This is a genomic window from Bradyrhizobium sp. 147, assembly GCF_023073935.1.
Lineage (GTDB): Bacteria > Pseudomonadota > Alphaproteobacteria > Rhizobiales > Xanthobacteraceae > Bradyrhizobium.
Genome location: NZ_JADPKL010000078.1, coordinates 110,826 through 123,648, shown reverse-complemented (window position 1 = coordinate 123,648; position 12,823 = coordinate 110,826). Strand labels below are relative to the sequence as shown.

Here is a 12,823-nt window from a genome sequence, read left to right as displayed (position 1 = left end):
TCGCGAGCCGGTGAGAAGCGGTTGCCCGCCCCTCCCCAATCGGCTACATGAAGCTCACTGCACCCGTAGCTCAGCTGGATAGAGCGTTGCCCTCCGAAGGCAAAGGTCACACGTTCGAATCGTGTCGGGTGCGCCAGCCTTGTCGCCGTTTTCATGCCGGCGCTTAGGTCAGCATCGAGACGATCGTCTGGATCTGGTCGGAGGCGGACGAGACCAGCCCGTCATATGACGTCTGACCGTGTGCCGCAGCCTTCAAGACGTATTCCGCTACGGCCGCTTTGAGGCCGAACACCGACTGATCGGCCGGTACGCTCGCCATCACGGCCTCCAGCGCCTGCCGCATCGTCTGAATGAGCTCGGAGCTGTATTGCATTGGCTGTCCTCCGCCGGCTTATATTAGATTGCAGGCCCGCGCTCGCCACTCACAAGCCTGAGATTGCCCGTTGATGATCCGATACATTCCAGAGCGTCGCGCAGCGTCGGGCCATACGGCTGAGTTCAGCCAGACGATGCCGAACACGGTGGTGACGAAGAGCGACAACTGAAACGTCCCTCACCTCGCGCTTCGCTTCTCTCAATTGTATTATCCTTCCATGACCGGATCCGACACGATGACCGGCGAAGCCTCGCCCGTCCGCAAGATCATCCATATCGACATGGATGCTTTCTATGCGTCCGTGGAGCAGCGCGATAGTCCGGACCTGCGCGGAAAGCCGGTCGCAGTCGGAGGCTCTGCGGAACGCGGCGTCGTCGCGGCCGCCAGCTATGAAGCCCGCAAGTTCGGTGTTCGCTCTGCCATGCCATCCGTGACTGCGAAGCGGCAGTGCCCCGATCTGATCTTTGTCAAGCCGCGCTTCGAGGTCTACAAGGCAATCAGCAGGCAAATCCGCGACATCTTTGCCTAACACACGCCCATCATCGAGCCGTTGTCGCTCGACGAGGCGTCGGGCCACTATTGTCGCACCACGCCCTGACGGTCGACGTGCAATGCCAGGCCGGAATCACGCTCAACAGCTATCCCGGAGCGCTCGCTCAGGTGATCAGCAATCTCGCTCTCAACAATGCCTCGAACGCGTACCCTGACAAGAGAGGCGGCAGGTTTGTCATTACGGTTAGCCAACCGGACCCGACGTCAGTTCGCCTGGTCTGCGCCGATGAAGGCGTCGGAATCCTCGAGCCATTGCAGGCTCACATCTTCGATCCGTTCGTTACGTCAGCCGGCAGCGTGGCAGCGCCGGCCTGGGGCTCCACATCGCGTTCAATCTGGTTGTCTCATCGCTCAACGGGCGCTTGCGCCTCGAGAGCAAGGCGGGTCCGGGACTGATGGTGACGGAATTTTTTCAAATCCCGCCACCCGTGAAAGTCGATCCGCTCGGGCCGATCAATGCCTCACGTGCTCGAACACCACGATCACGCCGGTCGGCTCGGGCTCGTGCGCCATGAGGCGGGTCAGGTCGGAATCGCCCCAATCGGCGAGGCTGACGACCTCGCCACTCTGGCGGTCGGCGCCGAGCGACGGTGTGGGCTCGAGGACCTTGAGGCCCATCTCGTCGACGAAGAAGGTGTGCTCGCCGAACATGCTGTTGAGCTGCGGCATGGCCGGATGCTCGTCGGGCAGCACCTGAGCGCCGAGTTGGTTGACGGTCTGCTTCACCTGTTCGGATGTGAGCTTCATGAGCTGCTCCGTTCTGTCACGTCGGGTTTCGTTGAGCTGAGCCAGAGCGGTCGTTCCCTGCCTCGATGCGCCTGGCTCAAACGTCCGAACAAGTGCTGCGCACAAATGTTCCTGAGAAATGTATTTCGTGATCGCGCGCCGCGTCTGCCGCGCTCGCGGCACGAGATCGCCACAGGAAGCACACGATCCAGCGACCCGACGACCTTCTACTAACCCGCTACTCGCTCCGGTCCCCGCCGGCCGACAGCGCGCAGATGCGTGATAGATAGGTGTAGGGCAGGCCGGTCTCCTCGGCCCAGGCGTTGAATTGCGCCTGCACCTTGGCGAGATCACCCTTCGATCTGACCTCTTCGGCAATGTCGAGACCTGCATCGCGCAGGCAGGCGACAACGTCCTTGGAAGTCACAAAACCGTCCCAGCCAACAAAGCGCAGCAGCATCTGGCCGGTATTGCCTCCTAACCGGCTGCCGCGCTTGGTGAGGAGATCGAGCAGGCCGATCTCGTCGGACGATGGCCATTTCGCCAGAAACTTGCCGAAGCTGCCGTGCTCCTTCGCGATCTCCTGCACGAAAGCGGCATTGTCGCGCACCGACATGATCTTGGCGCCACTGCGTACGATGCGTGCATCGCGCAGCAGGCCTTCCCAATAATCCTCGGGCTGGAAGCTGAGCTTGGCCGGCTGGAAATGCAGGAAGGCGGCTTCGAAACCGGCCCATTTCGAGTCGATCACGCTCCATGCAAAGCCGGCGCAGAACACCCGCCTGGTCATCTCGGCGAGGATGCGGTCGTCGCCAAGCTTCGCCAGGCGCTTGAGGTCTGGCCTTGCCGGCATCAACTTCTCCAGCGCCTTGGGCCCGCCCTTGCGTTTCTCGGCGCGGGCACGAATGGTCTTGAAGGAGGTCATGCGGACAAGAGCGGTTGAGGGTGCGTCACGAGATCAGAATTCGATGATCCGGTCCAGTCCTGCGCGACCCGATCGCCATGCGTGCCGCAGCGTGCTCTCGCAGCGATGATCATGGCACCGCCGGCGATCGTCTCAGGCCAAGATCGATCGCGCGCGCGTTTCCATCACGCTCGCGAGAGCGCGGGCACCTCCTCGGGCATGATCGCTTGGAGGCCGCCGAAGCGGCGTTCGCGGCCGTGGAAAGCAGCGAGCGCTTCGGCGAGATCGCCCGCGTCGAATTCGGGCCACATCCGCTCCGTGAAGTGCAGCTCGGCATAGGCGCCCTCCCAGAGCAGGAAATCCGACAGCCGCTTCTCGCCCGAGGTGCGGATGATGAGATCGACGTTGCGCAGGCTGGCCTCGCCGGTGACCAGTTGCGAGAACGCTTCGCGGGTGAGGCTGGTCAGCGCTGCTGCTTTCGCCGCGGCATTGAGGATGGCATCGCGCGCGGAATAGTCGACGGCGATGCGCAAATGCAGCGTGCTGCCATGGGCGATCGCCTCTTCGGCACGCGCGATCGCGCTGGCGATGCCGTCGGGCAGACGGTCGCGGCGGCCGATCACGGTGAGGCGCACGCCGTTCTTGATCAGGCTCTGCACTTCATTGGAAAGGTAGAAGCGCAGTAACGTCATCAGCGCGGCGACCTCGGCCCTCGGCCTGCGCCAATTGTCGGTGGAAAAGGCGTAGAGCGTCAACGTGCCGATGCCCTGCTTGGGCGCGGCCTCGACGATACGGCGGATGGTCTCGACGCCGGCCTCGTGGCCGCGCACGCGCGACAGGCCTCGCCGCGTCGCCCATCTGCCATTTCCGTCCATGATGATACCGACGTGAAGCTTGTCGTCGCAGGACACAGGCTTACTTTGCATTACAAAGTCTCCGGTCAAAAAAAGAGGATCAAGTCGAAGCGAAACCGAGACGGCCGAGCGGCGGCGCCTCGCGGCCGGCGGCCTTGGCGGCGTCGCGCACGAGGCGTTCGAGCACGGCGAGATAATCGAGGAAGCGGCGGCGGCCGGACTTGGTGAGACGACAAGTCGTGTGCGGGCGATTGCCTTCATAACCCTTGGTCACCTCGACGAGGCCGGCCTCCTGGAGCACGGCGATGTGCCGGCTGAGATTGCCGTCGGTGAGGCCGCAGAGCTGCTTGAGGTCGGCGAATGCCAGCCCCTTGGGGTGCGCCATCAACGAGGTCAGCAGGCCGAGCCTCGCCTTCTCGTGGATGACGCGATCAAGCCCCTCATAGGAGAAGGGCGCGCTGTCAGGCTTCGACATCATGGTCTCCGGATGCGAAATACAGAATGGCGGCCATCACCGACTGCCCGATCACGAAGGGCAGACCCATGGTCCATGGCGACAGCATCTTGGTCTGGCTCGCCAGCGCCACCACCGCAAAGCCGGACACGAAATACCAGGCGCCAACGAGCGCGACGGTGCGCGGCAGCGAGCGGACGGAGGCGAAGATGCCGAGCGATACCAGGATCTGCCACAAGCCGGGCAACAGCCACAGCGTTTCGGCCGCGAACTTCCACATCACCACCGCAAGCAGCACGCCCGCAGCGCCTGCAGGCAGGAACTGCTCGACCGCCTGGTGGATCATGGCATCGGCAAGACCGGAATGATGGCGGCGCGAGCGCGCGCGCATCTCGATCCCGATCAGGAGGCCGGAGAGCGCGGCGGCAATGAACCAGCCGATGAAGAAGGCGAGCGGCTGGCTGGTGGGATCGCCAAGCAGCCAGAATTGCAGAATCGCGGTGATGAGCGCGACGGCACCTGTCGCCGCCATAGTCGCCGGGCCGTAGCCGCGGAACGCGGTGCCCGCCGCGATCTGGCTGCGGATCGCCACGATATCGGCCAGTGCCTTGTCGAGATCGCGCATTGGCAATGCCAAAATCTCGTTCCGCTCATGCTTCCCGGGATTATTCCCGCCACTTTGTATTACAAAGTATATGGCACTGCAAAGTAAAGGCAAGCCCGAATGTCGCGGCAAGGAGATGTTGTCCGCGCGAGCAACTGCCGGTTGCGTTGCTGATCCCGCCACGGCTAAGATGCAGCCAAAGCATTCCCGGGGGCTGGTATGTGGCTTAAATCGTTTGTCGTTGCGTCTTTGTTGCAAGTGGGTGTCATCAGCGCCGCGCATGCGGCGGGACCGTTCGGCTCCGTCAACGTCGGCAACTGGATCGGCGGCGCCTTCAGCAATGACCAAACGGGCGGCTTCTCCCATTGCGCTGCAACGACGCCCTATGCGAACGGCGTGATCCTCGTCGTGAGCCAAAACGCCGCCGGCACCTGGTCGCTCGCCTTTGCGAGTCCCGGTTACCGCTTCAACAAGGGCGAGAACGCCGCGATCGACGTGACCTTTGACGGGCAGGAGCAAGCTAGGCTGTACGCTACGGCGTATCAGTCCAACATGCTCACGGCCATCATGCCGCTCAATGTCGTGCGTACGTTTCAAAAGGCGAGCCTTATGGTGGCAACAGCCGGCCGCGCCGTACTGAATTTCGATTTGACATCGACCGGGCCGGTCATCGCGGCATTGGCCAATTGCGTGAGCAAGGTGAAGGCCGACGGGCTCGACAAGGCCGGCGACTTCACCAAGGGTGCGGCCAAGCCGGCGGCCACGGCGGAGAAGCAGGCGTCTCCGCCGGCTGGAAGCAAAGTTGCCAGGGCAAGGAGCGGCACCGGCTTTGTGGTCAGCGCCGGCGGCCATGTTGTCACCAACAATCACGTGATCAATGGCTGCGTCGGCGACATCAGGGGCAACCTCACCGGCGAGGCCGCAATGGTGCTGCGCGTCGTTTCGACCGACGCCAACAATGATCTTGCTCTCCTTCAGGCGCCGTCGACGACGGCATTCAAGGACTTTGCCCGGATCCGCGACCGCTCGTTTCACTCCGGCGATTCCGTCGTCGCGATCGGCTTTCCCTACCACGGATTGCTCAGCTCGGACTTCACCGTGACGACCGGTATCGTGAGCTCGCTCAGCGGCATGCGCAATGACACGCGCTTTCTGCAAATCAGTGCACCCGTGCAACCCGGCAATAGTGGCGGCCCGTTGTTCGACACCACCGGCCAGATCGTGGGCGTGGTCACCGGCAAGATCCCCGGATTGCGCATCGCCGCTGCGACCGGCGATATTCCCGAGAACATCAACTTCGCCATCAAGACCGGCGCGCTACGCGATTTCCTCGACAATTCCGTGGTGCCGTACCAGACCGCCGAGCCGAAGGGCGAGCTCAAGACTACCGACATCGCCGGCAATGCCCGCGCCTACACGATGCTGATCTCGTGCAATGCGACCGAGCAGGCCGACGCGAAGCGGTAGAACGGCGGCTGGCGGCGTCCCACACGCCGGCATCGTCCCGACGAAGGCCAGGACGACATTACTGAACGAGGCGGCCTCTCAGCCGTGACAGCACGCCTCCTTCGCCGCCTGCGGTTCGTACTCGTCGCGCAGGCGAACCCAGTCCATCGGATAGGGCAAACCGTCCTCGTGACGGCCGAGCGGCGTAAGGTCGAGGCACTGATAGGCGGCATTCATCATATCGAGCCCGCGGGCGAAGCATGAGTAAGTGTGGAAGATCTCGCCCGCCTCGTTGCGAAAGAACACGCTGAGGCCGGGCAGCTCGGGCCCATAGAACGGCGTGGTGCCGAAATTGTACTTCGGCACGCCCTTGTCGATCTGTTCGCGCGTGAACGAGACTTCATAATCGTAGTTGAAGTCGTTGCTTCCCGAGGAGACCCAGTCGAAGGTCCAGCCCATACGCTTTTTGAACGCGTCGAGCTTGGCAACAGGCGCGAGCGAGATCGCAACCATGCTGGTGTCGCGCGCCGCCAGATGCGGCACCATGCGCTCGAAACCGTCGGCCCAGAACGAGCAACTCTTGCAGGCGGCGTCCCAATCGGGTGCGAACATCACGTGCTGCACCACGAGCTGCGGCCGGCCCTTGAACAGATCGCCGAGCGTCAGCTTGCCGTTCGGTCCGTCGAACACGTAGTTCTTGTCGACCTTGACCCAGGGCAATGCACGGCGCTCCTCGGCCAGACGCTCGCGGGCGGCAGTGAGCTCCTTTTCATGGGCCAGATGAACCTTGCGGGCGGCGATCCATTGCTCGCGCGAGACGATCTGATGTTGCTGCATGGTATCCTCCTCTGATCGGGGTCAGCCGACGAAGGCGTCGAGCTTGTCGAAGAACGAGCTCCAGCCGCGCAAATGATTGTTGCGGGCGGTTTCGTCGAAGAACTGGGCGTGATGGAAGACCATCAAGGTGCCGGCGCTGTCCGGCTTCAGCGTGATCGTCACCAGCGATTCGCGTTCCGGCGTCGAATGCCAGGCCCAGGTGAAGACCAGCCGCTCGTTCGGCACGACGTCGCGATAGGTACCGCCGGCCTCGAAATATTCGCCGTCGTCACGGGTGAAGCCGATGCGAAAGCTGCCGCCGGTGCGGACGTCGAGCTCGGCCCGAAGGGTCGCCGGCTTCATGTTCGGCGGCCCGAACCATTGCGCTAGCTGCTCGGCTTGCGTCCAGGCGGCGTAGACCTTTTCCGGCCGCGCGCGGAGCCGGCGCGTGAGCGTGAGGCTTGGACTTTCCTTTGGGCGTTCCGTTGAGCGTTCGGCGGCGGCTGCGTTGGCCATGTCTCTTCCTCCACAAAGGCGGCGAGGCGATCGAGATTGTCGGACCAGAATTGGGCGTAGCGATTGAGCCAGTTCATCGCCTGCTCCATCGGCTGCGCGGTGAGCCGGCAGGCGACCGTTCGCCCGGTCTTCTCCCGGACGATCAGACCCGCATCCGTGAGCACGTCGAGATGCTTCATGATCCCCGGCAGTGAGATCGGGAACGGTGCGGCCAGCTCGCTCACCGACAGGCCGTCCTGCTCGCCGAGCCGTGCCAGCAGGGCACGCCGCGTCGGGTCGGATAGCGCCGCAAAGGTCCGGTCCAGCGTCTCGTCCTGATACTTAACCATGAGGTTTAGTATAGGCGCGCGCGGTGACGCATCAAGCGAGAAACCCCGCACGCGGTTCTGCACGAGCGCGTGATCAGGCAGCGGTCAGTGAGACGTGGGGCGCGGCTAATACGGCGCGACGGCCCGCCTGCGGTGCATCCGCGGCTGAGGTTGCAGCGGCTGCAGCTGGCCGTAGCCGAAACGGGGATTGCGATCGCAGTACAGCAGCCGGCCGGAGACGCTGGCCTGACATTGTTCATAGGTGCTGTAGGCGCATTCACCGGGATAGTCGTACTCGCCGCCTTGGGCACACCAGGGATAGTCGCGCGCGGCGGCTGGGGGAATGGCGGCGAAACCGGCAAGGACCGTCATGCCGAGCGTCAGCAGCGCCAATCGAATATTGCGCATGATCCAACTCCTCTCCTGCTGGCGTGAGATACGCCACCATCCTCATCAGGTTTGGTCGCGCCAATTTATTCCAGATCGAGTGTAGCGCGCGGCAAGAAAAAAGCCCTGCCGGACGGCAGGGCTCCAATCGCGTTGATCACAAGATCTCTACTCGACCTTCAGGCCGGCGAACTCGACGACCTTCTTCCATTTCTCGGTTTCGGCCTTGATCTCCTCACCGAACGCCTCGGGCGTCTGCACCCGCGGCTCGCCGCCGAGCTCGACCAGACGCTTGGTCATGTCGGGCTCCTTCATCAGCGCGTTGACCTCATTGTTGAGCTTGGCGATGATCTCCTTGGGCGTGTTCTTGGGTGCGCCCATGCCGAACAGCGCGCTGGCCTCATAGCCCTTGACGGTCTCGGCGATCGCGGGCACGTCGGGCAATTGCGCCGAGCGTTCCGTGGTGGTGACGCCGATTGCACGCAAGCTGCCGGAACGGATGTGCTGGATGATCGAGGGCATGTTGTCGAAGATCACCTGCACCTGGCCGCCGAGCATGTCGGTGATCGCGGGCGCCGCGCCGCGATAGGGCACGTGCTGCATCTTGCAGCCGGTCATGGCCATGAACATCTCGCCGGACAGATGCACCGAGGTGCCGTTGCCGGACGAGGCCATGTTCACCTTGCCCGGATTTGCCTTCACATATTCAATGAACTCGGCGACGGTCTTGGCCGGCACGTCCTTGTTGACCGTCATCACGTTCGGCACACGCTGGAACGAGGCGACCGGGGCGATGTCGCGCACGAAGTTGAACTTCAGGTTGGTGTACAGCGAGGCGTTGATGTAGTTGGCCGGATTGACCAGCTGCAGCGTGTAGCCGTCGGGCTCGGCGTTGACGACCGATTCGGTGGCGATATTGTTGCCGGCGCCAGGCTTGTTCTCGATCACGAATTGCTGGCCTAGCCTTTCCGACAGCCGCTGGCCGATCAGCCGCGCCAGGATGTCGGTGGCCCCGCCCGGTGGATAGCCGACCACCCATTTCACCGGACGGGCCGGATAATCGGCGGCAAGGGCCTTGGACAGCGGGGCGGCTGCAAGCGGACTGGCGGCGAGCAGGCCCAGCGCGGTACGGCGAGTGATCATCTCAAGGGTTCTCCCAGTGTTGTTCTTGAAAGCCGGATATCTTGAAAGCGTCGTCGGCGCGGTTGTAACAAAGCTTGCCGCAGGCGGAAAGTGCACGGGGCGCATCACGACGAAAGGATAAGACATGCCGGTCAAGGTTCATGCCCTGGATCATCTCGTGATCAATGTCGCCGATGTCGCAGCGACCGCGGAGTGGTACCGCAGGATTCTCGGCATGGAAGTCAAGGTGTTCGACCCCGGCGGCGGCAAAGCGCCGCGGACTTCGCTCGTATTTGGTGACCAGAAGATCAACGTGCGGCCGCGCGATGGCGATAAGGTGGAGTGGTTCACCGCGGACAACCCGACCGCCGGCAGCGAGGATCTGTGCTTCCTCACCTCCGCCGCGCCCGAAGAGGTGATGGCGCATTTGCAGGCGCACGGCGTCACGATCGAGGAAGGGCCGGGCCCGAGGCAAGGCGCCCGCGGCACGCTGCGCTCGGTCTATTGCCGAGATCCCGACGGCAGCTTGATCGAGATCTCGTCTTACGCCGATTAGGGCGCGCTCGCGCTTGTCCTACGTCATCAGGTCCGGGCTTGTCCCAGGCATCCACGTTCTTTGTGCGGCAAGACGTGGATGGCCGGGTCAAGCCCGGCCATGACGGTGAGAGAGCGAGCGCTGGTTAATCCATGCCGCCCCGCCGAGTTGCTCCCCGCGCGATCCAATGGCAGGAAGACGCAATCATCCAAAGACAGCCGCCATCAAGATGCAGGCTGCACGGGAGGACACATGACCAATCCACAGACCGCCGGGATCATAGGCCCTTTCGACGGGCTCGACGTGTCCTGGCTGCTGAAGCTGCGCGCCGAGGTGCGCAACTCACATCCGTTCCTGATCTGGGCGCCGTTCGATGCGCCGGCGCGGCGCTGGAGCTATGGCGAGTTTCACGAGCGGGTCGGCGCGCTCGCGGCGGGCCTCGCCAAGCGCGGCGTCAAGCCCGGCGAATATGTGCTCATCCATCTCGACAATTGCATCGAGGCGATGCTGGCCTGGTTCGCCTGCGTCGAATTGGGCGCAATCGCGGTGACCACCAACACCCGCTCGGCGCCAGCCGAGATCGCGTACTTCGCCGATCATTGCGGCGCGGTCGCCGCGATCACGCAGCCGTCCTATGCGGAAGTCGTCGCGCAGAACTGCCGCAACATCCGCTGGATGGCGGTGACCTCGCACGATGCGGGCACAGCGCCCGCGCAAGCGGTCGCACGCGGCGACAGTTTTGAATCCCTGTTCGCCGACAGTGCCGACCGTCCCAGGCGCGCCACCGATCCGCTCGCGCCGTGCAGCGTGCAGTACACATCGGGCACGACGTCGCGCCCCAAGGCGGTGCTGTGGACCCACGCCAACGCGCTGTGGGGCGCCAAGATCAACGCCGCGCATGAAGACCTTCATGCCGGCGACGTGCACCAGACCTACCTGCCGCTGTTCCACACCAATGCGCTGGCCTATTCCATGCTGGCGACGCTGTGGGTCGGCGCCACCTGCGTGATCCAGCCGCGCTTCTCCGCCAGCCGGTTCTGGCGCGTCGCGCGCGAGCACGGCGCGACCTGGACCTCGACGATTCCGTTCTGCATGAAAGCGCTGCTCGAGCAGGAGATCCCCCATGATCACAAATTCCGCCTGTGGGGTAGCGCGATCAACGAGCCGCCGGCGTTCGCCGCGTTCGGCGTCAAGATCATCGGCTGGTGGGGCATGACCGAGACGATCACCCACGGCATCGTCGGCGAGGTCGACCAGCCCAACATACCCATGTCGATCGGCCGCGCCGCGCCGGAGTACCAGATCCGCATCACCGATGACGACGGCCGGCCGACGGAAGTCGGCGGCACCGGCAATCTCTCGATCAAGGGCATCCCCGGCCTATCGCTGTTCGCCGAATATCTGCACAACGAGAAGGCGACGCGCGAGAGTTTTGATGAGCACGGCTTCTTCCTCACCGGCGACCGTGTCGAACGGCTGGCGAACGGCTACATCAAGTTCGGCGACCGCGCCAAGGACATGCTGAAGGTCGGCGGCGAGAACGTCGCGGCCTCCGAGATCGAGCAGGTGATCGCGCTCGTTCCCGGCGTGCGCGAGGCCGCGGTGGTGGCGAAGACGCATCCGATGCTGGACGAGGTGCCGGTCGTCTTCATCATTCCGCAGGGCGGCGTCGCCGATGCGGCGCCCGACCTGCATGATCGCGTGATGGCAGCCTGCCGCGCCGGCCTCGCCGACTTCAAGGTGCCACGCGAGATCAGGCTCGTCGACGACATGCCGCGCTCGACGCTGGAGAAGGTGGCGAAGGCGGAGCTGCGCAAGATGGTGGGGTGACTTCACCCTCCCCTGAGGGGGCCTTGAGGGGGAGGGTAAGCAGGCCGCGCGCCTCTGCAATTGCAACGTCTCGCTCAGAACGATCCCAGCGCCACCGGGCGGAACGCCTGCAACAGCTGCTGGTCGAGCTTGCCGCCCATGCCTTCCATCATCGTGAACGCACGCGAGTGGGTGAAGGGCATGCGGTAGGCGCGCTTCTCCACGAGAGCGGCGTAGATGTCGACGATCGTCGTCAGCCGCACGATGTCGCTGATCTGGTTCGACGACAGCCCATTCGGATAGCCGGAGCCATCGAGGAACTCGTGGTGATGCAGCACCACGTCGAGCATCTCCGGCGGGAAGCCGCCTTGCGCGGCGAGCGCGTCATAGCCACGGCGGGGATGCTGGCGCACCTCGGCCATCTCCTCGTCGGTGAGCTTGCCGGGTTTGTCGAGCAGTGCGGAGGGAACGAAGGCCTTGCCAACGTCGTGCAGCAGCGCGGCGCGAGTCAGGCGGCGCTGGTCGTCCTCGCGCATGCCGAGATGCTGCGAGAAAGCGACGGCAAAGCCGGTGACGAACAGGCAGTGCCGATAGCTGCCGACATGGTGGCAGCCGACCGTGGTGAGCCATTCGCGCAGTGAGGAGTGCTTGATCGCTTTCAGAATCTTGCTCTCGGCGGCAATGACGTCGTCGAAGGTCAGGGGCACGCCGAGCGGAAGCTTCTCGAACATCTTTGCCAAAACGGCATGCGCCGCCTCGACGCCGCGGTTGAGCGTCTTGCCGCGGTCGGTCGCGTCATAGAGGGCGGTGTCCGGAAAGGCGGAGTGGATGCGCTGAAGGATGGCGTCCGCCTGCAGCGGGCGCGAGATGGTGTCGGTGGCGCCTAGCGCCCAGGCCTGCATGGTGCCGTGGTGGAGGGCATCGGCGAGTACGAACAGGCGCGGCATCGACCGATAAGCATCGCCGCGCAGCTTGTTGCGCACCCGCTGCACGCTCTCGGGCGAGCGCAGATTGATATCGACGACGAGGCCGGAGAGCTCCCGCGACGGCTTGTCGGGGATGTCCTGGGTCGTCACCGTCGAGACCTCGCCGACCGCTTTCAGGATGCTGACGAGCTCGCTGCTCTCGTCGCTCCGGTCGGAAGCGAGCAGAAGCCGGCGTTTGGCGGCGGGTTTGGCTGAGGCGTTCATGACTTCCCCAAAAGGGCACCGAGAGCACGGGCGTATTGGCCTTAAGCCTAAGCCGGATCAGGTTCTCTGGCCCTTAAGAGGCGTGCTCAATGGAACCCTGCGCAATTGGAGGCAATTTGAGGAATTTCCGCTGTGGGGCGGCGCCAAACAAAAAAGTCGAAAAACAACCCCATGCACAGTAGCCATGTCATTGAGGCGTAAGGAGTATTTTGGGCGCCATCGCC

Annotated in this window: 15 protein-coding genes, 1 tRNA gene and 2 pseudogenes; 6 read left to right on the top strand and 12 right to left on the bottom strand. The window is 63.8% G+C overall.

What is annotated here, in order from left to right:
* Window positions 1-59 precede the first annotated feature (59 nt).
* Window positions 60-136 (top strand) — tRNA-Arg (locus IVA87_RS18985).
* A gap of 27 nt (window positions 137-163) precedes the next feature.
* Here IVA87_RS18985 and IVA87_RS18980 read toward each other — a convergent pair.
* Entirely contained in the window at window positions 164-373 is a 210-nt protein-coding gene (locus tag IVA87_RS18980) for a hypothetical protein (protein ID WP_247303743.1), read from the bottom strand.
* Between the two features lie 220 nt (window positions 374-593).
* Here IVA87_RS18980 and IVA87_RS18975 point away from each other — a divergent pair.
* A pseudogene (locus tag IVA87_RS18975) lies at window positions 594-902 on the top strand (DNA polymerase IV); the annotation flags it as partial.
* A complete protein-coding gene (locus IVA87_RS35400; protein ID WP_346658368.1) occupies window positions 824-1,324 on the top strand; it encodes an ATP-binding protein in 501 nt (166 codons plus the stop codon). The pseudogene IVA87_RS18975 and the gene IVA87_RS35400, both read left to right, overlap by 79 nt.
* A 57-nt stretch (window positions 1,325-1,381) precedes the next feature.
* On the opposite strand, the gene IVA87_RS18970 is transcribed toward IVA87_RS35400, so the two are convergent.
* The 5 genes from IVA87_RS18970 to IVA87_RS18950 form a co-directional block, all read right to left on the bottom strand.
* Window positions 1,382-1,675: a hypothetical protein gene (locus tag IVA87_RS18970; protein WP_018319488.1), complete on the bottom strand. Its 294-nt coding sequence runs from the start codon at window positions 1,673-1,675 to the stop codon at window positions 1,382-1,384.
* Between the two features lie 217 nt (window positions 1,676-1,892).
* The gene (locus IVA87_RS18965) at window positions 1,893-2,579 is read right to left on the bottom strand and encodes a DNA-3-methyladenine glycosylase I (protein WP_247334563.1); all 687 of its coding nucleotides are present in this window, start codon (window positions 2,577-2,579) and stop codon (window positions 1,893-1,895) included.
* Between the two features lie 164 nt (window positions 2,580-2,743).
* Window positions 2,744-3,484: a di-trans,poly-cis-decaprenylcistransferase gene (locus IVA87_RS18960; protein WP_247334561.1), complete on the bottom strand. Its 741-nt coding sequence runs from the start codon at window positions 3,482-3,484 to the stop codon at window positions 2,744-2,746.
* Window positions 3,485-3,512: 28 nt separating this feature from the next.
* Window positions 3,513-3,887: a transcriptional regulator gene (locus tag IVA87_RS18955; RefSeq protein WP_247303750.1), complete on the bottom strand. Its 375-nt coding sequence runs from the start codon at window positions 3,885-3,887 to the stop codon at window positions 3,513-3,515.
* Window positions 3,874-4,491: a hypothetical protein gene (locus tag IVA87_RS18950; protein WP_247303752.1), complete on the bottom strand. Its 618-nt coding sequence runs from the start codon at window positions 4,489-4,491 to the stop codon at window positions 3,874-3,876. Before IVA87_RS18950 ends, IVA87_RS18955 begins: the two co-directional genes overlap by 14 nt.
* A 198-nt stretch (window positions 4,492-4,689) precedes the next feature.
* Here IVA87_RS18950 and IVA87_RS18945 point away from each other — a divergent pair, with 198 nt between their 5' ends.
* Entirely contained in the window at window positions 4,690-5,937 is a 1,248-nt protein-coding gene (locus tag IVA87_RS18945) for a serine protease (protein ID WP_247334558.1), read from the top strand.
* 78 nt (window positions 5,938-6,015) lie between these two features.
* Here IVA87_RS18945 and IVA87_RS18940 read toward each other — a convergent pair whose 3' ends face one another.
* From IVA87_RS18940 to IVA87_RS18920, 5 genes and pseudogenes are all read right to left on the bottom strand, one after another.
* Window positions 6,016-6,753 (bottom strand): DUF899 domain-containing protein, encoded by a 738-nt coding sequence (locus tag IVA87_RS18940; protein WP_247334556.1) that lies wholly within the window; start codon window positions 6,751-6,753, stop codon window positions 6,016-6,018.
* A 21-nt stretch (window positions 6,754-6,774) separates the two neighbouring features.
* Window positions 6,775-7,107 (bottom strand): annotated as a pseudogene (locus tag IVA87_RS18935) (SRPBCC domain-containing protein); the annotation flags it as partial.
* A gap of 11 nt (window positions 7,108-7,118) precedes the next feature.
* A complete protein-coding gene (locus IVA87_RS18930; RefSeq protein WP_247334553.1) occupies window positions 7,119-7,577 on the bottom strand; it encodes a metalloregulator ArsR/SmtB family transcription factor in 459 nt (152 codons plus the stop codon).
* A 105-nt stretch (window positions 7,578-7,682) separates the two neighbouring features.
* Window positions 7,683-7,964, bottom strand: coding sequence for a DUF3551 domain-containing protein (locus IVA87_RS18925; protein ID WP_247303759.1), 282 nt, complete (start codon window positions 7,962-7,964; stop codon window positions 7,683-7,685).
* Between the two features lie 147 nt (window positions 7,965-8,111).
* A complete protein-coding gene (locus IVA87_RS18920; RefSeq protein WP_247282018.1) occupies window positions 8,112-9,086 on the bottom strand; it encodes a tripartite tricarboxylate transporter substrate binding protein in 975 nt (324 codons plus the stop codon).
* Window positions 9,087-9,210: 124 nt separating this feature from the next.
* On the opposite strand from IVA87_RS18920, the gene IVA87_RS18915 reads away from it, so the two are divergent.
* Both IVA87_RS18915 and IVA87_RS18910 read left to right on the top strand, forming a co-directional pair.
* Complete coding sequence (locus tag IVA87_RS18915) at window positions 9,211-9,621, top strand: VOC family protein (protein WP_247303763.1); 411 nt, start codon at window positions 9,211-9,213, stop codon at window positions 9,619-9,621.
* A gap of 231 nt (window positions 9,622-9,852) precedes the next feature.
* A complete protein-coding gene (locus IVA87_RS18910) occupies window positions 9,853-11,430 on the top strand; it encodes an ATP-dependent acyl-CoA ligase (protein WP_247334550.1) in 1,578 nt (525 codons plus the stop codon).
* 74 nt (window positions 11,431-11,504) lie between these two features.
* On the opposite strand, the gene IVA87_RS18905 is transcribed toward IVA87_RS18910, so the two are convergent.
* A complete protein-coding gene (locus IVA87_RS18905; protein ID WP_247334548.1) occupies window positions 11,505-12,599 on the bottom strand; it encodes an HD domain-containing phosphohydrolase in 1,095 nt (364 codons plus the stop codon).
* Between the last annotated feature and the right edge of the window lie 224 nt (window positions 12,600-12,823).